The sequence below is a fragment of the Streptomyces sp. NPDC016640 genome (genome assembly GCF_043076215.1).
GTDB lineage: Bacteria > Actinomycetota > Actinomycetes > Streptomycetales > Streptomycetaceae > Streptomyces.
Genome location: NZ_JBIBRG010000002.1, coordinates 124,049 through 146,742, shown reverse-complemented (window position 1 = coordinate 146,742; position 22,694 = coordinate 124,049). Strand labels below are relative to the sequence as shown.

Genomic DNA, 22,694 nt, shown 5'->3' with positions numbered 1-22,694 from the left:
ACGGGAGTACGGGATGGCGGCATGACGACCCACGCAGGGCGTGGTGGACGGACGAGGAGGTGTTCGCCCTACGCGGCGGTCGCCGGGAGGGCGTGCCCGGGTGCCCGGGGCCGGGTGCGTCCCCTGGCGTCGGGGTCGCACTGGGGCAGGAAGGCGGTACGCCGGTCGCGGTCGCGGATGGCCGTACGCACCCGGGTGGGCGGCACGGCGGGGGCGCAGCGCGCGGCGACCAGCGCGCAGACGGCGAGCGCGGCACCGGCCGCGGCGGTCGCGACGGTCGCGACATGGGCGACGGACAGGCCGCCGGCGTTCAGCAGGACGAGCAGGACCACCTGGAACAGCGGGAGGAGCACGGCGAGGGCGGAACGCGCGGTCGCCCGGCTGGTCGTCACTCGCCCTCCTCTCCTTGTCCCTGAGTCCCTGACGCCGTTATACAGGATCGGCCGGCGCGCGCAGTACGGTACGGCGGCTCAGCAAGCGGCTTCCGCCACGGGAACGGCGGTGACCGTCCTCCCGGCGCCACCGTCGGGATCGAGGATCCGGGTGAGGCGGTAGCACTGCTCGGCCACCGCCGGCCCACCGGCCGGGACCGGGTAGTACCGGTCCACGTACCGGACGAGAACGACGGCGACCACGGTCCGCCCCGTCCGCACGACGCTCCGTACGGCGAACCGGCCCTCGTCGTCCGGAGGGTCACCGGGTTCGAGTGCGCTCCGCACACCGGCACGCGTCAGTCGCGCCGGCTCCAGGCCCGCCAACCGCACCCGCGCGAAGAACACCGAGTCACCGATCCGCCCGCTCCCCCGGCAGGCTCCGAGGTCCCGCTCGGTGACCTCCGAGGTCCACGCCGGGCCGGTACGGCGCACGTAGGTGTAGGTGAAGCAGCGCCTGACCGTCACCGGACCGCCGACCGGCGGCACGGGCTCCCGGTCGACGACCGCCGACCGCGCGGCCACCGCGGTGAACGCGCGCCGGTCCGCGTCGTGGGTGATGACGGGACTTCCGGTGTGCTCCCAGATCACGCCCAGCACCGCGTCGGTGCCGCCGTCACCGCTCCCGGTCAGCGCGTCGGCGGTCCGGTCCGCCGCGTCGTGGGCCTGGCGCAGGAGCGCCTCGAACGCGGCCTTCTCCCGCCGGTCGTTCTCGCGCTCCGCCTGCCGGAACGTGTACCAGAAGCAGGCCACCAGCACGACGGGAATCATCAGCAGCACCAGACACCCGATGTCCACGCCCCTGCGCACACCCCGCCCCCTCGGTCTCCCGCCGCCCCTCCCCGAAGCGTAGGCCCGCCGAGGCGATACCGGCCCCGTCCGTTCCCCGATTCCGGCGGAACGCCGGCCCGGCGCCCTCCTCCGGCCGCGGGGCGGCCCCTGACCTGCGGCTGTCTCACTTTTGTCGCCCACCGGCAGTACGGTGTCTCCCATGCGCCCCGACACGCCTGCCGAAAACGTCGACCACACCGCCGAAGCCGCCCGCCTGGAGCGGAGCGCCGGCCTGTATCCCGAGGACGCCGAGGCCCTGCTGCTGCGGGCCGCCGCCCACCGCGAACTCTCCGGCGACCGCCCCGCCGCGACGGCCCTCTACGACCGCCTGCTGACCTCCGGCGCGAGCCTGGACGACCCGTACCTGATCCGCGCCCTGAAGGCCTCCAACCTCTGGGAGTACGGCCACGAGGCCGAGGCCCGCGCCATCATCGACGGCATCCGCACGGCGTCCCCGCGCGACCCCGCCGCCTGGGTGATCGTCGCGGAGTCCCTGGAGTCCCACGACGAACTGGAACAGGCGCACGAGACGTTCACCGAGGCCGTACGCCTCCTCCTGACCGACGTTCCCGCACCCCCGCGCTCCACCCACCCCCTCCTCTTCGGCCGCCACCGCGTCCGCAGGATGCTGGGCGCGTCCCACGACGAGTGGGACGCCCTGGCGGACACCGTCCACACCCTCCCGATCACCCTGGACGAACTCCACGACCCCAAGCGCGTGTGGTCCCTGGGCTCGGAGAACCCGGCGGAACTGCAGGCGGAGATCCTCCGCCTGCGCGCGGAGGTCGGCGCGTACCGGGAGGCGCTGTCCCGCCCCTACCCGGTGGCCGTCCTGCACTGGACCGCCGCCGAGCTGGCGGAACTCACGGCGGCGTACCCGTCCCTGACGGAGGAGTACCCGTCCTACGAGACCCACCTGGCGACGATAGAGGCGGCCCTGCGCGAACTCGCGTCCTCCGGCACCCCGAACCTGGGCATCGTGCCCGGCACGGTCCCCTCCTACGAGGCCTTCGCCGCCTCGGAGGGCTCCTCCCCCACCGACACCGCCCTGCTCCCCCAGTACGCGACGACCCTGGCTGCCCGCGGCCGCGCGGTGCCGTGGCCACCGGAGCGGTCGGCGGCATGCTGGTGCGGCTCGGACCGGACGTACGGGGAGTGCCACGGGGCGGGGTAAGCCGTGCTCGCGGGGCCGGTGGACGCCGGCCCGGCACCAGCGGCCGCGTCCGACGTCTCTCCCGTGCGGTCGGCCAAGAAGGCGGGCAGGGCGTCGGTGACCTCCTGAGCGTAGGTTCACAGCAATGCGACCTGCGCTGGTCCGTGCCCGCGCAGTTCTCGCCCCACCTGGAGTTCCTGCTGGACGTCGGACGGGAAGAGGGCTCGATCGACGACTGGTGCGTGATCGCTCCGATGCAGATGTCCGCCCGCCGGAACGAGGCGCGCATCCTGGGGCACGGCCCCTTCTCCCTCGCTCGAGGTACGCGTCGACGCGGGCCCCTCTTCGGTGCCATCCGGGACCCCAAGCACGTCGCGGCGGCGAGGCGTCCGGCAGGAGCCACGGACCTGATCGGAAACGCGACCGTCGAGCAGTACGTCCGTCCGCGTCGGGGTGCGCTGGTGCTCTGTCCCGTGGTGGAATCCGAGCCCCGGATCCTGTCCGACGGTTCGGTGGATCCGCGCGACCTGGTCATGGTCTTCGCTTTCGTCGCCCCGCCGTTGACGGCGCGGGGTGACCGTGCCTTGGTGCGGTTCCGTGCGATCGACTCGACCAGGGCGGAAGCTGCGATCATCGACCGTGACGACGTACGTGCGTGAGGTTCTGATGACAGTCAACAGCATGACGCCTTCCTCTTCCGGCGTCTCGGCCCGCATGAGCAGGCAGGCGAGCAAGGACACGGGGGTCGAGCTGGCCGTACGGCGGCTGCTGCACGCGGCCGGGCTGCGTTATCGGGTGGAGTATCCGGTGCCCGGCATGGCCCGGCGCCGGCTCGACGTGGCCTTCCCTCGGGTGAAGGTGGCCGTCCTGATCGACGGGTGCTTCTGGCACGGGTGCCCGATGCACGCGACGCAGCCGAAGGCCAACGCGGAGTGGTGGCGCAAGAAGCTGGACCGGAACATGGCCCGCGATCGGGAGACGACCGAGCACCTGGTCGCGCAGGGGTGGACAGTGCTGCGTTTCTGGGAGCACGAGGCCCCTGAGGAAGTGGCCGCACGGGTGGCGGCCACTGTGACACAGCGCCGTCCAGAGCCAGATCGAACGAGGGGGAGAAAAGAAGGATGAGTGGTCTGACCTTCGTTGACGTCTGTTCCGGGGCGGGCGGACTCGCTCTCGGACTGGAGCAGGCCGGATTCGAGCCGCGCCTGTTGCTGGACGATGACGAACTCGCCGTCAACACGCTGCGGGCCAACCGACCGCACTGGAACGTACTTCACACCGACCTGATGGACTTCGACCCGGCCGAGCATCCCGTGAGCCACGACGTGGACCTCCTGTCGGCAGGCCTGCCACGAGTGAAGTCGAGCGCGACCGTCGGACGCCCTGATTCGGATGCGGAGGAGCGGTTGCTGACGGCCACGATCTACCTCGTCCACGCGATCAGGCCCCGCGCTGTACTCATCGAGAACGTTCCCGGGCTCGCGAACTCGGACGCCTACCAGCACTTGCGTGATTTCGCACGAGCCGAACTGGCCCACCTGGGGTACGAGTTGAGCTGGTTCGTCGTGAACGCAGTCGACTTCGGCGTTCCCCAGAACCGCAAGCAGGGCGTCCTGGTCGCCATCGAGCAACAGTGTGCTGCGGCGTTCCGGCCGCCGGCACCGACTGCGCGGCAGCCGACGACGGTCGGTGCGGTTCTGGAGCCGTCCATGGCATCACGTGGTTGGCGGGAGGCTGTCCGTTGGGCCGCACAAGCCGATCGGCCGGCTCCGACCCTGGTCGGCGGCTCGAAGAACCGGGGCGGTGCGGACCTGGGACCGACGGGAGCCAAGAACACCTGGGCGACCATGGGGGTCAACGGTCATACCGTGGGCAACGAGGTTCCCGACGCGGACTTCGTCTGGGATCCCGAACTCGGCAGGGATCACATGGTGAAAATCACGACCGGGCAGGCAGCACTGTTGCAAGGTTTTCCCGAGACATGGGAGGTCGCCGGGCGCAAGACCCCCCGCTACCGCCAGATCGGCCACGCGACGCCTCCGCCCGTGGGGAAGGCTCTGGGACGGGCTGTGGCCGCGGCGCTCGTTCGGGATCCATCGGTCTCCCCGGCCGGCTAGAATTTCGCCACATGACCAGCACGGCGTCTCACAGGCACATCCTGGACCAGCCCTTCGTCCTCGACCTCTTCGCGGGTCCCGGAGGGCTGGACGTCGCTGCCCACTCGCTGGACATCCCGAGCCTCGGCATCGAGTGGGACAAAAGCGCCTGCCTGACCCGGTACGCCGCCGGGCTGGACACTCTCCACGCCGACGTGAGCGCGGTGCGCAGGGATGCCTTCGAGTCACTGCCGCCGGAGATCAACGTGCTCGCCGGCGGCCCTCCGTGCCAGACGTACTCGGTGGCCGGGCACGGCGCCGGGCGCCAAGCCCTGGAGCGGGTCAAGGAGTACATCGAGCGGCTGATGGCGGGCGACTCCGACCAGAAGATCGACGAGGACCTGAAGACCCTCACCGACCCACGCACCGCGTTGGTCCTCGAACCTCTCCGCTACGCGATCCAGGCCACCCGAAGCCTGAACCGGGAGAACCGCCCCTACGACGTGATCGTCCTGGAGCAGGTCCCCGCGGTGGCCCCTCTCTGGAAGCACTACGCCAAGGTCCTGGAGGAGACGGGGCTCCCCGACGGGACCCGTTACAAGGTGGTCGTCGATGTCCTCGCCACCGAAACCTATGGGGTACCGCAGACGCGATCCCGTGCGGTGCTGATCGCTCGCCGTGAAGGACTCGGTGAGCCCTCGCTTCCCGCCCCGACCCACCGGGCCTACCAGGCGAAGGAATGGAGCCGGAGGAACGGCGGAACGGGCGAACCCGACCAGGCCACGGACCAGGTCCGCCAGCCGACTCTCGACGAGGACACCACCGCGTCGAGGCCCGACGCGGACCTTCGGCCCTGGAGGTCGATGCGTGACGCCCTCGCGGATCAGGTGGGCTTGCATCGAGGAAGAGTCACTCCCTTCCTGGTCCGGTCGAACTACGGCAGTTCCGGGCACCCCGGGAGGCGTGGAGTGCGGACCGATCAACAGCCCGCCACCACCGTCACAGGCCGCATCTCCCGCTTCGTCGTCTTCGAGCACCTCGACGAAAACATCGTCTACGAAGGCCCGCGGTTCAGCATGAACGAGGCAGGGATGCTGCAGAGCTTCCCACCGGACTATCCGTGGCGCGGCACGGCGCAGGCCCAGCAGGTGGGCAACGCCGTACCGCCCCTGTTCGGTGCGCACCTGCTGAGTTCCGCGCTCGGGCTTCCCCAGCCTGACCCGGAGAGCCTGCGGAAGCCGTGGCAGCCGGCCACCGAGGAACAGCGGGCCAAGCTGCGCGACAACGGCTGCGGAGACGCCGACGCCTGCACCGACAGGTGCCCGCAGCCCAAGGATCAGGTGACGCCGCCCTCTTCCGTACGCCCGCGCAAGAGCAAGAAGACAGCCGCGAAATAGTACGAGCGGAACGTCGGAGGGCTCTGCGGCGGCCCTCACAGCATGTGGTCAGCCGCCGCTCTTCTTGCCCCTGATCGGCGCCGTCTCGAACAGCTCCGCGAAGTAGCCGGTGAGCGCGGCCACGGATTCCTCCAGGACGGGGTCCTCGTCAGGTCCGTCCGGGAGGTCACGCCGATCAACTGGTTGTGCTGATTCGGCCCCCGCGATCCAGTCCCGCAGATGGGTGGGATCGCAAGGCTCGTCCGGCGCGAGGATGTCGTAGATCAAGGTCGCGCCGGCCGTGTTGATCGCGGTGCTGAGCCCGTTGACCTCTCGCCCGGTGGTCACCTGCCCGCTTTGCAGGAGCCGAACCAGAGCCTGGGCGGTAGGCCGGTGGTCGATCAGATCCATCCGAAGAACGGTGTGGATGAGGTCCTGGTTCCCGCAGGCGATCTCGACCGGCCCGTAGTCCGGCCCGTTCCGGAAGAGCTCAGCCGCCCACCACAGTCGGGAGAAGCACTGACGATCGGCAGGACCGCGGAAACGCTCTGCGGCGACACGCGGTTCCGGCTGCTTCGCCGTCGCCTCCGGCAGGTGTCGCCAGACGATGTAGTCAGGAGCCACCGCCAGGGCGATGTGGTTCCACAGGCGCTTGTCCGCCGCTTCCCGTCGTGTCAGGCGCAGCGTGGCATGGAGTCGTGGCGCGAGCCACGCGTCCGCTCGGGTGCGGTCCTCCCGGAACTCGAACATGGCATCTTCCACCAGGCTCCGGATCGGCTCGGCCCACCATCTGGCGTCGTCCTCGGGAAGCGGCTCGACGACCTTGGCCAGATCGATGCCGCCATGGACCTGTTCACCCCTGAGGAGTTCATCGGTGAGGAACGGGTCGACAGCCGAGGTGTCGAGCAGGGCCAGGCGTTCCGGCACGTGGTTCGGTTGGGTGATCACGTCTCACTCTCGCGGTTCTTCTGTTCGAGACTGCGGATGGCGTAGGCGAGGGCCCTGCCGGCCTCAGCGCGTCTGACCGCCGCGTAGTGGATACGCGTCTGCAGTTCCACCCAGCCGGATTCGCCGGTGCGTCGGCGATGGACCTGTCGCAGCGCCTCTTCGACGTGAACGCCGGGGATCACGTCGGGGAGCATCTCCCGCAGTACCTCACCCTGCCAGTCGGTCGGGAAGACCGGCCCGCCGCCGGGTTCCACCTCCAGATCGCCGATGGCTCCGTGGAACACCGCGGTCCAGGCATCGGTGGCCATCTGGGCGACCAGGAGATCACGCACCTTGCTCTCCACGCCCGAGTTGTTGCTGTCCAGCAGGCCCATGACACCCTCGACGTCGGTGTTCACGAGCACGGTGGGAACTCTGGCAGAGGTGTCCACTATCCAGGGTGCGTCGGCATAGGCGTGGAGCCATTCCCGGGAGCTTCTCTTGAACGACGCTTGTCTGACTTCTAGTTGGAGGTCGCGGACCGGTTCGTCGGACACCGTGTCGATGATCCAGCTCCGGTCGGTCTCGGCGATCGAACGGCCGCGAACTCCGTCCACCGTTCCGACGGCGTACACGGCGAGGGAGGCCCGGCCCCGATGATCGTCACGGAGCACCTCCAGCGACCCCGACCAGTCATGGCCGCCCTCCGTGTCGAGTGTGAGGTTCACGGAGGTGCGGACGTTGGTCTCGCCGTCCGTCAGTACGGCGAGGACGCACAGCTCGGACCAGGGCACATCCGACGCATTCGCCCCGGGCGGCAGCGTCGCCGAGAGGCCGATCGTGGCGCTCACCCAGTCCGTGTGGCCCGCGATACCGAGGGCCACGGCCTGCTGATGGGTCGAGTAGGCGCTGGTCTCCAGTCGGTCGCGGGTGCCGTCGGAGAGCTTGAGGGAGACTGAGGTCACCCTGAGCGCGATCGATCGGTTGAGCCGCTTGTACGGGTAGATCTTCACGCGTCATTCCCCCCTGCCGGCACGGAGTTCGAGAACGAGGCGGGTGAGCGTGGTCCTGACCGGGTGGCTGGTGACATCGGTGGTTCCTCGGAACTTCGCACGTCGCGCACCGGAGGTGAAGCGCAGGATCCCGTCCTCCACTTCGCAGCCCTCGATGCCCACGAGTTCCGCCCAGTCCAGCTTCGGGCGGCCTCCTGAGCGCACGTCCAGTTGGGCAACCGGCACCATCGGGGCGATCTCGTCGCCACGTGGGATGGTCACTTCGGCAACGATCTGCCACTCCCCGCTGTCGCCGACGGTCGCGTCGAGTACGTCCAGTACCGGAACCACCGGCCCGGTGGGCACCTTGGCCTTGGTCTTCTTCTTCACGGTCAACGCCTTGCGCAGGGCCTCACCGCCTTCGCGGCTGCTCCGCTTCGGCCGCGCGACGAGTTCCCTCACCGCGTTGTTGGCCTCGGTGGTCAATGCGTTGATCCGCCGGTAGGCGGACGGCGACCAGCGCAGGGTCAGCTCCTCCGTCTGTCCCCAGCGGTCGTGCTCGGGTGGTTCCGCCGCACGCAGGAACTCCTCGGCCTCCTCTGCGAAGGGTGCCGTTTGCCCTGCCGCCTCGCCCACCAACAGAACCGCCTGGAAGGGGTTGGTGCCGATCGGCAGCCTCGGGACCGTGGCCCTCTTGACGGTCATGCGGTTGCCACGGAGCGAGTGCAGTGAGTTCTTCGCGCCGTCCGCGTCCTTTTCGGACTCGGTGACGAGCAGGACCGCTTGATGCGTACCGAGCGTTCCCCGGGTGCCGCCGGAGAGTGGCAGCTTCAGCGGAACGCTCCGCGCCGCGACCTGCCCGGCCTCGGTGAGGCGATCCACGGTGGTGCCCTCGTAGTGCGCTCTCAGGGCTCGGGTCCGGGAGGGCTGCTCGACGGACGGGTCGACCTGCTTCTCCGGCACGACCTCTTCGCCGTTCCGCAGAGCACGAACGGAGACCTCCAGAAGAGGAAGCCTGCTGCCCCCACCAATCATCGCGGCCCAGAAGTCGCGGCCCAGTGCCTCTACGAGGCGCTTGTGCATCCTGGTGATGTCACGTGTGTCCTCATCGCCCTTCTCGTCGCCCACGGATCCGTCGTCGGCATCGGACGAGTTCTCCACAAGGCCACCCACGTCGTGTGCGCCGACGATGAGGAAGGACGTACCGGGTTCGTCGTTCTCCCGGCTCAGATACAGCTTCTCCACGGTCTCCTCGTCCGCCCACCAGGAACGGGCGACCATGGCTCCGGGCGAGTCGGGATCAGGACGCCCGAACCAGGCGGGGCCCGCGTACGACTCACCGTCGACCTCACGCCAGGGCAGTTCGAGACGGCCGATGACCCGTCGCTCGGTACGTCCCTCGTGCGGCACGGACAGAGTGGAGTTGATGAGTACGAGGCCGAGGGCGCTGGTGGCCCACAGTGTCGCCTTGCCCAGACCGTACGAACCGCCCGCGCTGTGCCCGGACTTGAGACTCTCCAGTTGGCGTCTGACCACGGCGGCGAACTTGCCGTCATCGTAATCGTCGCCGGTGAGCCCGGACGCGTTGTAGTCGTCGACGCGCAGCAGGACCAGGCGGCCCTTCTCGTACATGTCGCGCACCCCGGCGTCCACGACCCGGCCGACCTTCTGGCCGCCCGCGCTTTCGGAGACAGCGGAGTAATGAGGGAAGAGGTCGTTCCACAGGATCGCCTCACGGAAGGCTTCGAGCTTCTCCCCGGTCAGCTCGTGCAGGGTGTAGCGTACTTTGACCGGTCGTCCATTATCCGTAAGCCGCTCGTCGAGGCTGTTCTGACAGGTCTCCCGGGCAAGCACTTGTACGTCGGCGTCGAAGGCGAAGGCGGCGGCGTTACCCAGGTCACGGCCGCCGTCGGGGTAGCCGGGGCGGTGGTACCAGGTGACCGGGAGGCCGGCCTGGGTGTCGGTGGTACGGGTGTGCACCGTGCCGAGGTCCGTGCCCAGCGCCTTGGCGATGTCGGCCATGACCGTGGGGCGCGGGGTCGACCTGCCGGTGATCCACGCGGAGACGGCGGCCCGTGTCAGTTGTAGTTCTTCGGCCAGTTCGGCCTGCGTCCTGCCTGCGAGTCTGAGCTGCCGGGACAGCCAGGGCCCGAACTCCTCACCTGTCTCCACGTGCCACCTGCTCCTTCCATGGAGCCGCAGGCTGGTCGCCTGGGGCGAACAGGAGGTTAATTTGACACGAGGAAGCCTGTCAACTGATGGTTGATTACCCCGGCCACCCCTACAGCCCATTGAAATGACACATACGTACAGAATTATCCCGTTCCGCCCTATTTCAATTCGACCGAGCAGTGCCGTTCCGAGCCGCAGCGATCAAGGGTTGACAATCACCCGCCACACCTACTAAGGTCCTTAGTGGCGGTCACTCCGCCCCGTTCAGCCTCCACAAAAGAAGGGGTCGATCGGCCGGGCCAGAAGTGTGTCCATCAACAGATTTCATCCGGTCCCGCAATTCGAACAAAAACTCGTCCGCCGATGCCCACCCAAAGCGCTGGCGGAACGTCAGACGGACCCGCTACCGTGGTTTCCGAGGAAGCATCTCGACCGAGAAAAGCAGCTCAGCCACGGGGCCCTTCCATGCCTAATTTCAATGCCCCGGACTTGAAAATCATCATTGGATTCGACACGACAGGGGCATTTGCCATCATGGACGGACAGAGCGACGACGACTGCATGATATCGGACCGCGACCTAAGTGATTTTACAATGCTCATCATGACGGCGTGCTGCAAGGCTGAGGTGGCGAGCATCATCAGTTTATTCGAGACATCGATGGAGTACTTCTCCGACAACTTCCCCGACCTGGCCAAGCGTGTTGCTGGCCTGCCCGAAGCCTGCCCCCACCGCTGAGTGAAGTCCCCCCACACAACACGTCGCTCGGAGTGTCGTCCACCCCTCCCCTGAATTTGTTCGGGACCCGGGTCGGTGGTCGTCCGGCGCCGTGGCACGGCGGAAGCGACTGGGCCGGCGAATCGTTGAATCGATCCGCCGGCCCGCGCTCCCACTCATCATTCCGGAACTTGACATCAACAGGAGTGCAGGAGCAATGTCGACGCCGTCCCCCTCCTCTGTTATTCGCACCATTCTCGAACAATCCACTCGTGTCCTGCAGACCTATTCGGTCGATCCCGGCCTCATCGCCGAGCACGCCAATGGCGAACGTCGAATCACGCAAGGCGGATACGGCGACCGACAGCTCTTCGAACTGGTACAGAACGCAGCGGACGAGATCGCCGGAGAACCCGGCGGAAGAGTGCACGTGGTCCTCACGCAGACCCATCTGTACTGCGCCAACGAGGGAAACCCTGTCACCCCGGAAGGCGCGGAGACAATTCTCCGGATGAGCATGTCGAAGAAGCGTGGAGGCCAGATCGGTCGATTCGGTGTCGGCGTGAAATCCGTCCTCGTGGTGACCGACGCACCGGAATTCTTCAGCAGCACCGGAAGTTTCGGGTTCGACCGCGCCTGGTCGTACGAACAGATCAAGGCCGTGCCCGGCGTGGCAGCGCGCTACGGTTCGGAATTCGACGCCCCAGTGCTGCGAATGGCCCGGCCTCTCGACGCGCAGGCCGAGCGCGCTTCCGATCACGTCCTGGACGAGCTGCTGAGCTGGGCCACGACCGTCGTCCGCCTGCCCCTGCTCCCGAAGGCCGACGACCGGCTGGGTCGGGACATGCACGGTGGTCGCACCAAGGATCACGGAGAACCGCGCGAGGAATTCCCGGTCGGCTTCCAGCTCTTCTCGCCGCACGTCGCGACGGTCGTCCTGGAGGACCGTCGGCCACGCGCCATGGCCCGTCGGACGCTGACCAGCCGGCAGGCCGGTGACCTGCACACCGTGGTCGAGGAAAGGACCGGGAAGCCCCTGGCAACCGAGCGGTGGCGCGTGTTCACCACCACCTACGAGCCCGGTACGGCGGCCCGCGATGACGCCGGAGAGCTGCACGACCGGCTCTCCCTCGACCTCTCCTGGGCAGTCCCCGCCCAGGAGAAGGACCCGGAGAGCGGCCTGTACATCAGCCCGCGGTCACGCGGACGCGGCAAGTTCTGGTCCTTCTTCCCGACCAAGTACGAGATGTCGCTGAGCGGCATTCTCAACGGCGCTTGGAAGACCAACGAGGACCGGCAGAACCTCCTGGACTCCTCCCCGTTCAACCAGGAGATGATCCGGGTGTCGGCGAAGCTTGTCGTCGACACTCTGCCCGCCCTCGCGCCCGCCGAGGACCCGGCCGCCTATCTGCCTCTGCTGCCCGGCCGTGTCAAGGAGGCGATCAGCTGGGCTGACGAGTTCCTGACCCGGGAGATCTGGACCCGCACTGCGGACCGCCCGTCACTGCCCGATCAGGACGGTGTCCTGCGCGTCCCCACGCGGCTGCGGATCCACCCACGGTTCGACAAGGACCTGAAGAAGCTGTCCGGTTGGCTGCGTATGTGGCACGAATGCCCTGGACGCCCTTCGGACTGGCTGCACCCCAGCGCAGAGGCAGACGCCCTGCGCTCCGGAAAGGTCGAGCACATCATCGGCGCAGCCGGACACCGGCGGACCGATGTCAAGGAGTGGCTGGAGGCCTTGGTCGAGAGCGGTACTCCCGAGGCGTCGGCAGTGGCCGTTCGCATCCTCGCCGACATGATCGATACCCGCTCCCCTTACGCCGAGGAGGCCCGCCGGGCCCGCATCGTGCTCACCGAGGAGCACGGCCTTGTCGCCCCCGTACACGGCAAGGTGTTCCGTCGTGCCGACCAGGGCGGTCTGCGCGAGGCCCTGGTGTACGTGGTCGACGAGCTCGCCCAGGATCCGTCACTGCATCACGCGCTCAACAGCCTGGGCATTCGGGAAGCCGATGCCGAGGGCCGTTTCGTCAGCGTCCTCGATCAAGGGTTCGACCACTACAGCGACTCGGACTGGGAGCGGTTCTGGGAGTTGTTCCGTCAGGCGGGGGTCCGCCGACTGGCCCACAGAGTTCTGGAGCGGGTGCCCGACGCTCGCTCCACGCTCCGGATGCGGACCGCCGACGGTCGGTTCCGGCCGATCGAGGACTGCATGCTGCCTGGTGCCGTCGTTGACGCCAAACGCGACCCCAGCGTCGCCGTCGACACGGCGTTCCACTCCGACGACACCCCCATCTTTCCCCAGATCGGTCTGCGGGAACGCCCCTCCAGCGCGGTGCGGCCCCAGGAGGGTGAGCCGTGGTTCGAGGAGTACCGCGAAGCTGTCCACGCCGCCTACCTGCGCGGCCTGGACAGTCGCGCCCCACGACCCACGCTGAACCGGATCAAGGTCGACGGCGCCCCTGTCGGTGGTTCGCTCCACCTCTTCCGTGCCCTGTCCGAGGAATCCCGCGCCGCCTTTCTAAAGGTGCTGCCCGACGACGCAGTGGTGGACAACTGGACACGCCAGATCGGCGCGCAGAGCAGCACCCGGCAGGCGGTGATCTCGCCGATCCGGTGGATGCTGATGAAGTTCGGCACGATCGCCACCTCCCAGGGCATCAAGCCGCTGCGGGAGGCCGTCGGCCCGCAGCTCGCCGCCTATCGGGACGTACTACCGGTCGCCGACATCTCGCCCGAGAAGGCCCGCAGGCTCCGACTCCCGACCACCGTCGAGGAGGTTCCCGCCGACCGCTGGGACGTGCTCCTCGACGAGGTGACCCGCAGCGAGGACGACTCCTTCGTCGGCGCCACCTATGTGATGCTGACCCGGTTCGGTGCGGACTTTCCCGAGGGCTCCCTGACGCGTTGCCGGATCGGTGACGCCTGGAGCACCCGTCCCGACGACGAGATCACCGTCGCCGTCGGCGCCGCTCAGTACCAGGCACTGCGCGCCGAGCAGCTCCCGGCGCTGCTCGTGCCGACCGTCGAAGACGCCGAGCTGATGATCGAGAAGTGGGGCATGCTCCGCTACACCGATGTGATCAGCATGGAAACCCGCGAAGTACCGGCGGGTGAACCCGTCCCCCTGGTCGAGCTGTTCCCCGCCCTGCGGCAGCGGCTGAACAGCGGGAACCGGCACAGCATGGTGCAGCGATGCAGCGAACTCGAGGAGGTCACCCGTACGCCCAAGGGCATGCACGTCTCTCCCTTGGACGCCGTGCGCCAGGACAGCACCGTCAAGGTCCTCGTGCCCCTGGAGCCCGAACCGATGCTGCGCCTGATCGACCGCGAACTAGGCCTGGGTCTCGGTGCCGCCGGCTGCCGTGCCGTGCTGGAGCTCCAGGACCGCATGGCCCGGGACAGCGCCTTGAAGGCGGCGCAGAGGGCGGTGCGCGAGGCCGACGACGTGGTGACCAAGATCGAGCTGTTGATCGGTGCGGACGCGCTCCGGGCCGGCCTCCCCGAAGGATTGATGGAGGCCGAACTGCAGGCGACTGGCGGGGCCGAGCCGTCCGAGCACCGGATCGCGCAGATGGCGTTCAACGCACACGGTGACGGGGTGCTCAAAGAGCACGCCCGGGACATCCAGGCACGCTTCCCCAACGCACCTGTCTCTTACGGAGGTTCATCGGCAGCCATCGCGTTCGTCTCGGAGCTGAGGCTACCCGTCGCGTTCGCCGGTTCACGGACTCCGGCCCCGCCCCCGTTCGAGACCGTCGAGGGCCCTCGGGACTTCCCTGGCCTTCACTCCTACCAGGAAGATCTGGTCCAGAACATCTCCCGGATGCTCGACCGTCTCGCCCCCCAACGCGGCATGCTCTCCCTGCCCACGGGTGCCGGAAAAACCCGGGTCACCGCCGAGGCCGTGATCCGCTGGGTGAAGCGGGTCGGCGACCTCAAGGGACCGCTCCTGTGGATCGCACAGACCGAGGAGTTGTGCGAACAGGCGGTTCAGAGCTGGAAGTTCGTCTGGAGCAAGGTCGGCGCCGAACGTCCGCTCACCATCAGCCGGCTGTGGAGCACCAACGAGGTCGGGAACGTCGCGGACCATCCGCACCTGGTGGTCGCCATCGACGCCAAGTTGGAGAAGTGCCTGAGCACCGACCAGTACGCCTGGCTGCGCGAGGCCGCCCTGGTGATCGTGGACGAGGCGCACACCGCCATCTCCAAGCGATACACCGACATCCTGGGACAGTTGGGACTCACCCAGTACGAGACGGCTCGGCATCTGCTCGGCCTGACCGCCACCCCGTTCCGGAACACCAACGAGGACGAGACCCGCCGCCTGGCCACCCGCTTCGGCAACAAGCGACTCGACCAAGGGGTCTTCCCGTCGGGTGACCCGTACCGTGACCTCCAGGACTGGGGCATGCTCGCCCAGGTCGAGCACCGCACCCTTGAGGGCGGTCGCATCGAACTCACGCAGGACGAGAAGACACACGCCGATCGCATGGCCATGCTCTCCCGCTCCGCCGAACAGCGACTCGCCGACGACCACGCGCGCAGCAGGCGCATCGTCGACTCGGTGACCGCGCTGCCGGACGACTGGCCGACGTTGCTTTTCGCCACCTCCGTCGACCATGCCAAGTACCTGGCGGCCCTGCTCAACGATCGGGGAGTCCCCTCCGCCGCCGTGGACTCGACGACCAGCACACAGGACCGTCGCACCCGCATCGAGAACTTCCGGAACGGAAGTATTCGGGTCCTCACCAACTACGGTGTGCTCACCCAGGGGTTCGACGCGCCTGCCACTCGCGCCGTGGTCGTGGCCCGGCCTGTCTACAGCACCAACGTGTACCAGCAGATGATCGGTCGCGGACTGCGCGGACCGCTGAACGGCGGCAAGGAAAGCTGCCTGATCCTCAACGTCAGCGACAACGTCGCAAACTTCGACACCCGCCTCGCCTTCACCCAGTTCGAGCACCTCTGGAGCCGGAAGTGACCGACGTCTACCAGGACAGCCCTCCGCTCACCGACGAGCAACTGGTCGTCGTCGAACAGCCCTGGCACGCACGCGTCTTGGTCACCGCAGGTGCTGGCGCGGGAAAGACCCACACCCTGGTGCGTCGGCTCGACGCCCTGTGCGGGCACGAGGAGCCGGAGGAGTCACTGGAGGCCACCGACATCCTGGTGCTCACCTTCTCCCGGGCAGCCGCCCGGGAGTTGCGCGAGCGCATCACCCGGCACGGGGACCGGGCTCGCCGGGTGCGCGCTCAGACCTTCGACGCCTGGGCGTACGGGGTGCTCCTCCAGGCGTACCCGGACCGGGACTGGGCCACGACCTCCTTCGACGAGCGGATCCGGGCCGCGGCCGAAGCCGTCGAGAAGGGCGCGCTGGAGGCCGGCGACTCGGTCCCGCCCTCCCATGTGGTGATCGACGAGGTGCAGGACCTGCTGGGTGACCGCCGGGAACTGGTGGAGGCCCTGCTCGACCGCTACCAGGAAACCTGCGGTTTCACCGTGGTCGGTGACGCCGCCCAGTCGGTGTACGGCTTCCAGATCGAGGACCCGGCCGAGCGCAACGACGAGACCGGCCGGTTCTTCGATTGGCTGCGCAGCTCGTACCCCGACGACCTGGTGGAGCTGCGTCTCACCGAGAACTTCCGGGCCACCACCCCGGAGGCACGGATCGCACTGTCGCACGGCCCTCGGCTTCAGCAAGTTCGGGACGCCGACGAAGCCTCCACGCTCTACGAGGAACTGCGCGACCTCCTCCTGGACCCGGTGAACGCGCTGGGCGACCTCACCGACGAGTACACGCTGCAGGGTCTGCGAGACCTCGACGACACCTGTGCCCTCCTCACCCGCGACAACCGGCAGGCCCTGGTGGTCTCCCGGCTGCTGCACGAGAACGGCATCGAACACCGACTGCGCCGCCCTCTCGAGGAACGGCCGGTGCCCTACTGGGTGGCCGAGCTGCTACGCCGTACCGAGGCGACCGGCCTGTCCGAAGAGCGGTTCCGTTCCCTGCTGGAACAGATCCCGCTGCCCCACGAACCGAACGCGGGCGCCCTGTGGACGGTGCTGCGACGCGCTACCCGCTCGCCCGGGCGCACCGCGCTCGATCTGGACCGGCTGCGCCGCCTGGTCGCCGACGGCCGTTTCCCCGACGAGGCGGCCGACCCGGAGACGGCGCGGATCGTCGTCTCCACCGTGCACCGGGCCAAGGGACTGGAGTTCGACCGGGTGATCGTCCTGACTCCACCGACCGTCGCCGAACTCCACAAGCAGTACGGCACCGAGGCGGACCTCCCCGCGGAGGCCCGCGCCCTGTACGTGGCGATGACTCGCGCCCGACAGGACCTCTACCACGTCCATTCCCCCGACTTGCCGATCATCAAGAGGGCGGGGAACCGCAAGAGCGGTCGGCGGTTCGTCGGCGGGTGGCGGTCGTACGACAGGTTCGGCGTGGTGGCCGAGGCTGGCGACGTCTGCCGGGACAACCCGCCCGGTCACACGACCGACGCCGTGGCGACCCAGACCTACCTCCTACAAGAGGTCGGACCCGGCCAGGAGGTGCTGCTGCGCAAGCGCCACGATCTGCCGGCGGGCGAGGCTCAGAGCCCGCCCTACGCCCTGCTGCACCGGGGACGGGAGATAGGCGAGGCGTCGGAGCGGTTCCGGCAGGAATTGTTCCGGGTGCAGAAGGTGAGCCGGACCTGGGACCCGTGGTGGCCCGACGAGATCCACGGCCTGCGGGTCGACACCTTGGAGACGGTGACGGGCAGCATCGCGGCCGGTGCCAACACCGGCCTGGGCGACCGAGGTGTGTGGATCGCGCCGCGGATCACCGGCATCGGCATGTTTCGACGGGCTGACAATGAAGAGGAGCAGAGCGCATGACGCACGCGGTAGGTCGGCACTCCGAGCACTATCGGGTGCGGGACGAAGAGCTTCTCGCGGGGTTGCGCAGGGAACTCTTCGGTCCCACCGAGGAGTCAGGCCCGGAGGACCGAGCCGAGGTGCTCCCTCACGACGCGCCGATCGACCGTTACCTGACCGGGGTGCTCTACCCTCGCGCCTCACGGGAGCGGAGGGCCGAGAACGCCGCCGAGCAGGACGGCCTGGACGCCGCGCCCGTACTCGTCCGGGAGGACGCCGAGGAGGCCGGCGCCGCGCAGGAAGCCGGTGTCTCGGGCGACAAGCGCCCGTCCTCCATGGGTCTGACCTTCGCGGTCGCCCCGGCCATAAGCGACACGATCGTGGTCTCGACGAACGCGGCGGTGTACGAGCCCACCGACGCGGACGGCAACCCGGTCCCGGCCCGCCGCGCCGAGGCCCGGACCGTCGCGGAGCAGCGGGAGCGGTGGCGGCGCAAGGAACTCCAGCTTCCTGAGAAGACCATCGACGTGACCGTCCCCACCCCGGGTGAGCTGATCGACCTCGTGCCGGACAAGGTCGCCCTGCACGTCATCGTCCGGCGCCCCGATCCGGTCACCGGTACCGTCACGGTCACGGTCACGCTGATCAACAGGCAGAAGGTCGGTGAGCGGGACCTCCAGGACGCCTTCGCCCTGTTCCAGTGCGGCCTGACGGTCTGGGCCGCCGACGGCTCCAGCGCCTTCGTCGAGCGCCCCGCCCCGGACGCCGCACACGACCCGGAGATCGCCACCAGTCGCCTGCTGCACCGCCATGCCCCGACCTTCGCCGTCGGCCACGGCTGCGCCGCCGCCTGGGACTGGGTTCCGTCGCCGATCGGCGTGACCGACAGCATCCCGGCCGCCGTCCCCGAGGTGCGCAGCGAGTTCGTACCCAGCGTGGAGGTGCTGCTGACCGACTCCAATCCGGAGATCGACAGCTCGTCTTTGTCGATGCTGGGGCTGGCCGAGAAGCCCGACACCGAGGTTCTGGCCGCCTTGGAGGCACTGGCGACGGGGTACGAGGGCTGGATCGCCCGTAAGTCTGCTGAAGCCGGCTCCCTGGCGGACAGTCCCCACGAACAGCCCGCGCGGGCCCAGGTGGACGCCTGCCGCGATGCGCTCGGCCGGATCCGCGAGGGCATCGGGCTGCTGCGGACCAAGCCCGACCTGATGCGGGCTTTCCGGCTCGCCAACCGTGCCATGGCCGACCAGCGCGCCCGCAGCGCCTGGGTGAAGGGCGGACGCATCGGCAACCCCGATCCGTCCGCCGGCCGCTGGCGTCCCTTCCAGATCGCCTTCCTGCTGCTCTGCATGGCCGGGATCGACGACCCCGAGCACGACGATCGAAAGATCTCCGACCTGCTCTGGTTCCCGACCGGTGGCGGCAAGACGGAGGCCTACCTCGGGCTGATCGCCCTGACGTCCTTCCTGCGCCGCATCCGCAAGGGCGCGGACGGCGGTGGTGTCACCGTCCTCATGCGCTACACGCTCCGGCTGCTCACTCTGCAGCAGTTCGAACGTGCGGCGATCCTGCTCTGTGCCATGGAACATATGCGGCCCCACACGCCCGAGCTGGGCGCCGAGCCGTTCTCCGTCGGCATGTGGGTGGGACGCTCGGCCACCCCCAACACGCTGGCCGAAGCTGCTGCCAGGCTCGACGAGTTGCGCGCCGACCTCGACAAGCGGCTCGCCACCGAGAACCCCGTCCAGTTGCACGCCTGCCCCTGGTGCGGCACCCGGCTCGATGCCCGGGACTACGAAGCCGACGAGGACGCCAAGCGGATGTACATCCGTTGCCCCGGCGCGGACTGCGACTTCTCCGGCGGTCTTCCCGTCCACCTGATCGACGAGGCGGTGTACGACGCGCGTCCGACGCTGGTGATCGCTACCGTCGACAAGTTCGCCTCGATGCCGTGGCGCCCGGCGACCTCCGCGCTCTTCAACCTCGACGATCCGCACGACGACACTCCTCCCCCGGAGCTGATCGTCCAGGACGAGCTCCATCTAATCTCCGGCCCCTTGGGCACCCTCACCGGCCTTTACGAGACCGCCGTGGACGCGCTGGCCAAGCGGCCCAAGGTGATCGCCTCCACCGCGACCATCCGCCGCGCCGCCGATCAGGGCCTGCACCTCTTCGCCCGCAAGGTGCGGCAGTTCCCACCGGCCGGTCTGGACTCCCGCGACTCGTGGTTCGCGGTGGAGACACCGCGCGAGGAGAAAGCGAGCCGCCGCTATGTCGGCCTCCTGGCTCCCGGCACCAGTCAGTCCACGCTGTTGATCCGTACGTACGCCACGTTGCTGCACCGGGCCATGCACGCGGACACCGACGACAAGGTGCGCGACGCGTACTGGAGCCTCATCGGTTACTTCAACAGCCTGCGGCTGCTCTCCGCGGCCGAGCTCCAGGTCCACGACGACGTGGTGGCCTATCTCGAGCTTCTCGCCGACCGTGAGGGCGTGGCGGTGCGCCCGGTGGCCAACTACTCGGAGCTGACCAGCCGGATCGACGCCAGCGAGATCCCCACGCGTCTCAAAGGCATCGAGAAGCGGCTCCCCGACGAGGACACGGTGGACGTCCTGCTCGCCACCAACATGATCGCGGTGGGCGTGGACGTGGACCGACTCGGGTTGATGGCCGTGATGGGCCAACCGCAGACGACCGCCGAGTACATCCAGGCCACGAGCCGCGTCGGCCGTGCCCACCCCGGACTGGTCGCGGTGATGCTCAACGCGGCCCGTGCCCGGGACCGTTCGCACTACGAAAACTTCCTGCACTACCACTCGGCCCTCTACCGTGAGGTCGAGTCCACCTCCGTGACCCCGTTCTCCGCCCGCGCACGTGAACGAGGACTGCACGCGGTGATCGTCGCTCTCGCCCGCGTCCTGATCCCGGCCGCCCGCCCGAACGAGGGCGCCGGTCAGGTCGAGTCCTACGAGCACGTTCTTCGGGGCCGCATCAGGTCCCTGCTCCTGGACCGCGTCCACGCGGTCACCCCCTCGGAGGCCGAGGCCGTGGAGCAGGGCTTCGACGAGTTCGTCGACTGGTGGTGCCGGGAGGCCGACATCCACAACGAGTTGCTCTTCGAACCGAAGCGGGGCAGTCGTGCCCCTTCGATCCTGAAGTCGTACCACGACGACTCCGAGGACCGCGAGGCGTGGCCCACCTTGTGGAGCCTGCGCGACGTCGACGCCGAGTCCGCCCTGTTCATGGAGGGAAACCGATGACCCCGCCTCCCGCCCGCCGCCGTCGGACCGCGGCGAACGGCACCACCCCGGCCCACAACCTCCCCCGCCGCGGAACGGTTCGCCGGGCCCAGGCGATCAGCACGTACGGCGTCGGGTCGCTCATCGCCGTCGACCACGAGTCCTTCGTCGTCTCGGGCCTGGACGAGGCTGACCGCAGCTGGCGCAGGGACGAGTCGCCCGTCGTCCACGAGCGGCGCCTGGCCCGACTGCTCGATGTCGACTACTTCCGGCTGCCGCCGGCGTCCGACGACACCAGCAAGGACGGCCTTCGGGTGCGCCGCTTCCCCTTGATGCACTCATGCCCCGAGTGCAACGACCTGCAGCCGCACCGCGACTTCTCTCCGCCGGCAGGGCGAAGCGTCTGCGGCACGTGCGAGGTGGACCTCGTCCCCTCCCGTTTCGTCGTCGCCTGCGAGGCCGGGCACCTTGACGAGTTCCCCTACTGGCAGTGGGTGCACCGCTCGTCCGACCGTGATTCCACGAGGATCGGCACGTGCGGCGGCAAACTCAGGATGCGCACGAACGGACGCACCTCCTCGCTCCGCTCCATCGTCATCTCCTGCACCTGTGGCCAGGCGCCCGAGGTCTCGATGGAGGGTTCCTTCCGCAGGAACGCGCTGAAAGACCTGCGTCTCACCTGCCGAGGTGCCCGCCCCTGGCTCGGTACCTCCGCCACGGACCCAGCAGGGTGCGGACTCTCCTTGCGTACCCTGCAACGCGGTTCCTCGTCGGTGTGGCAGCCGGTGCTGAAGTCGGCGCTCTCCATCCCGCCATGGAGCAGCGGCCGTGCGGATCCGCTCGCCGAGCACTGGGCCGCGTTGCGCCAGTTCGACGAACGCGAGCACATCAGGATCTACCTCCAAGGCGCCTTCCAGGGGAATTGCCCGGTCCCGCTGGACGAGGTCATGACCCTGCTCGACGCGGAACGCGAGGAGGACCCGGAGCACGACAGAGCACCCAGCTTCGACCACCGCTACCGTGCCCTCCGCAACAAGGAGTACGAGCGTCTGCGCTCGGGCAACGACGAGAGCGAGCAGTCCCGTGGGGAGCAGTTCGTCTGCGAGACGCCGCTCGGTGACCCGAGCGTGCTCCAGCCGCTCGGTATCACCGGCCCGATGCTGGTGAAGAAGCTCCGCGAGGTGCGGGCCCTGAAAGCGTTCACCCGCCTCGTGGACGCCGAGTCGACGACCGACCCGAAGGAGATGCCGCTCTCCCGGAACCCGCTGCGCTGGCTGCCGGCCATGGAGGTCCAGGGGGAAGGCGTCTTCCTGCGCCTGGACGAGAGCCGACTGGACGCCTGGGAGAAGGCGCCGGCCGTGGCGGCCCGGGTCGAGCGCATGCGTACCGCTCACCAGCGGGTGCTCGAGCAGCGGGCCGACGACCCGAGCCGGGCCGTGTCGTCCCCGGCGACGCCTCGCATGGTGCTGTTGCACACCTTGGCCCACATCCTCATCAACGAGTGGAGCCTGGAGGCGGGCTACCCGTCCGCCTCCTTGCGTGAGCGCCTGTACGCCGCGGACGACATGGCCGGGGTGCTCGTCTACACGGCGACGAGCGACTCGGCGGGCAGCCTCGGCGGTCTCGTCGCTCAGGGCGAACCGGAGCCCCTCGACCGCGCTGTGCGTTCGGCGATCCGTCGGGCCGAATGGTGTTCCTCCGACCCGCTGTGCATGGAGGCCGAGGCGGCCGGCTCGATCGGTACCAACCTCGCTGCCTGTCACGCCTGCGTGATGCTCCCGGAGACGAGCTGCGAGCACAACAACATTCTGTTGGACCGCGCACTGCTGGTCGGCACTCCGGACGAGCCCTCCGTGGGGTTCTTCCAGCAGATACTGGCGGGCTGAAGCGATC

At 68.7% G+C, this 22,694-nt stretch carries 15 protein-coding genes; 10 read left to right on the top strand and 5 right to left on the bottom strand.

Annotated elements, in window-relative coordinates; all coding sequences use genetic code 11:
- Window positions 1–68: 68 nt before the first annotated feature.
- Complete coding sequence (locus ACF07S_RS04300; RefSeq protein WP_391973397.1) at window positions 69–392, bottom strand: DUF6412 domain-containing protein; 324 nt, start codon at window positions 390–392, stop codon at window positions 69–71.
- Window positions 393–470: 78 nt separating this feature from the next.
- The gene (locus ACF07S_RS04295; RefSeq protein WP_391973396.1) at window positions 471–1,241 is read right to left on the bottom strand and encodes a hypothetical protein; all 771 of its coding nucleotides are present in this window, start codon (window positions 1,239–1,241) and stop codon (window positions 471–473) included.
- A gap of 181 nt (window positions 1,242–1,422) precedes the next feature.
- Here ACF07S_RS04295 and ACF07S_RS04290 point away from each other — a divergent pair, with 181 nt between their 5' ends.
- From ACF07S_RS04290 to ACF07S_RS04270, 5 genes are all read left to right on the top strand, one after another.
- Window positions 1,423–2,436, top strand: a complete 1,014-nt coding sequence (locus tag ACF07S_RS04290) for an SEC-C domain-containing protein (RefSeq protein ID WP_391973395.1) — start codon at window positions 1,423–1,425, stop codon at window positions 2,434–2,436.
- A 143-nt stretch (window positions 2,437–2,579) separates the two neighbouring features.
- Complete coding sequence (locus ACF07S_RS04285) at window positions 2,580–3,074, top strand: hypothetical protein (RefSeq protein WP_391973394.1); 495 nt, start codon at window positions 2,580–2,582, stop codon at window positions 3,072–3,074.
- A gap of 55 nt (window positions 3,075–3,129) precedes the next feature.
- A complete protein-coding gene (locus ACF07S_RS04280) occupies window positions 3,130–3,540 on the top strand; it encodes a very short patch repair endonuclease (RefSeq protein WP_391973599.1) in 411 nt (136 codons plus the stop codon).
- On the top strand, window positions 3,537–4,532 hold the full coding sequence (locus ACF07S_RS04275) for a DNA cytosine methyltransferase (protein ID WP_391973393.1): 996 nt from the start codon (window positions 3,537–3,539) through the stop codon (window positions 4,530–4,532). The genes ACF07S_RS04280 and ACF07S_RS04275 overlap by 4 nt, the downstream gene beginning before the upstream one ends.
- An 11-nt stretch (window positions 4,533–4,543) precedes the next feature.
- Window positions 4,544–5,908, top strand: coding sequence for a DNA cytosine methyltransferase (locus tag ACF07S_RS04270; protein ID WP_391973392.1), 1,365 nt, complete (start codon window positions 4,544–4,546; stop codon window positions 5,906–5,908).
- Between the two features lie 48 nt (window positions 5,909–5,956).
- Here the strand turns inward: ACF07S_RS04270 and ACF07S_RS04265 are convergent, their stop codons facing one another.
- From ACF07S_RS04265 to ACF07S_RS04255, 3 genes are read right to left on the bottom strand one after another with little or no spacing between them, the layout of a single operon-like run.
- The gene (locus ACF07S_RS04265; RefSeq protein WP_391973391.1) at window positions 5,957–6,835 is read right to left on the bottom strand and encodes a DUF6339 family protein; all 879 of its coding nucleotides are present in this window, start codon (window positions 6,833–6,835) and stop codon (window positions 5,957–5,959) included.
- The gene (locus tag ACF07S_RS04260; protein WP_391973390.1) at window positions 6,832–7,827 is read right to left on the bottom strand and encodes a hypothetical protein; all 996 of its coding nucleotides are present in this window, start codon (window positions 7,825–7,827) and stop codon (window positions 6,832–6,834) included. Before ACF07S_RS04260 ends, ACF07S_RS04265 begins: the two co-directional genes overlap by 4 nt.
- 3 nt (window positions 7,828–7,830) lie before the next feature.
- Window positions 7,831–9,978, bottom strand: a complete 2,148-nt coding sequence (locus ACF07S_RS04255) for a helix-turn-helix transcriptional regulator (protein ID WP_391973389.1) — start codon at window positions 9,976–9,978, stop codon at window positions 7,831–7,833.
- Window positions 9,979–10,443: 465 nt separating this feature from the next.
- Between ACF07S_RS04255 and ACF07S_RS04250 the strand changes: the two genes are divergently transcribed.
- The 5 genes from ACF07S_RS04250 (at window position 10,444) to drmB (ending at window position 22,687) form a co-directional block, all read left to right on the top strand.
- Window positions 10,444–10,716, top strand: a complete 273-nt coding sequence (locus tag ACF07S_RS04250) for a hypothetical protein (protein WP_391973388.1) — start codon at window positions 10,444–10,446, stop codon at window positions 10,714–10,716.
- A 196-nt stretch (window positions 10,717–10,912) separates the two neighbouring features.
- Window positions 10,913–15,679, top strand: a complete 4,767-nt coding sequence (locus ACF07S_RS04245; RefSeq protein ID WP_391973387.1) for a DEAD/DEAH box helicase — start codon at window positions 10,913–10,915, stop codon at window positions 15,677–15,679.
- Window positions 15,676–17,580, top strand: a complete 1,905-nt coding sequence (locus ACF07S_RS04240; RefSeq protein ID WP_391973386.1) for a UvrD-helicase domain-containing protein — start codon at window positions 15,676–15,678, stop codon at window positions 17,578–17,580. Before ACF07S_RS04245 ends, ACF07S_RS04240 begins: the two co-directional genes overlap by 4 nt.
- Window positions 17,577–20,822, top strand: coding sequence for a helicase-related protein (locus ACF07S_RS04235; RefSeq protein ID WP_391973385.1), 3,246 nt, complete (start codon window positions 17,577–17,579; stop codon window positions 20,820–20,822). The genes ACF07S_RS04240 and ACF07S_RS04235 overlap by 4 nt, the downstream gene beginning before the upstream one ends.
- Window positions 20,819–22,687 (top strand): DrmB family protein, encoded by a 1,869-nt coding sequence (drmB, locus tag ACF07S_RS04230; protein WP_391973384.1) that lies wholly within the window; start codon window positions 20,819–20,821, stop codon window positions 22,685–22,687. Before ACF07S_RS04235 ends, drmB begins: the two co-directional genes overlap by 4 nt.
- Window positions 22,688–22,694: the final 7 nt, after the last annotated feature.

What these genes read in the sequence shown, in the direction of transcription:
- ACF07S_RS04250 (WP_391973388.1), top strand. Translation starts at nt 10,444, where the DNA reads ATGCCTAATTTCAATGCCCCGGACTTGAAAATCATCATTGGATTCGAC.
- ACF07S_RS04235 (WP_391973385.1), top strand. Translation starts at nt 17,577, where the DNA reads ATGACGCACGCGGTAGGTCGGCACTCCGAGCACTATCGGGTGCGGGAC.
- ACF07S_RS04280 (WP_391973599.1), top strand. Translation starts at nt 3,130, where the DNA reads ATGAGCAGGCAGGCGAGCAAGGACACGGGGGTCGAGCTGGCCGTACGG.
- ACF07S_RS04270 (WP_391973392.1), top strand. Translation starts at nt 4,544, where the DNA reads ATGACCAGCACGGCGTCTCACAGGCACATCCTGGACCAGCCCTTCGTC.
- ACF07S_RS04275 (WP_391973393.1), top strand. Translation starts at nt 3,537, where the DNA reads ATGAGTGGTCTGACCTTCGTTGACGTCTGTTCCGGGGCGGGCGGACTC.
- drmB (WP_391973384.1), top strand. Translation starts at nt 20,819, where the DNA reads ATGACCCCGCCTCCCGCCCGCCGCCGTCGGACCGCGGCGAACGGCACC.
- ACF07S_RS04245 (WP_391973387.1), top strand. Translation starts at nt 10,913, where the DNA reads ATGTCGACGCCGTCCCCCTCCTCTGTTATTCGCACCATTCTCGAACAA.
- ACF07S_RS04290 (WP_391973395.1), top strand. Translation starts at nt 1,423, where the DNA reads ATGCGCCCCGACACGCCTGCCGAAAACGTCGACCACACCGCCGAAGCC.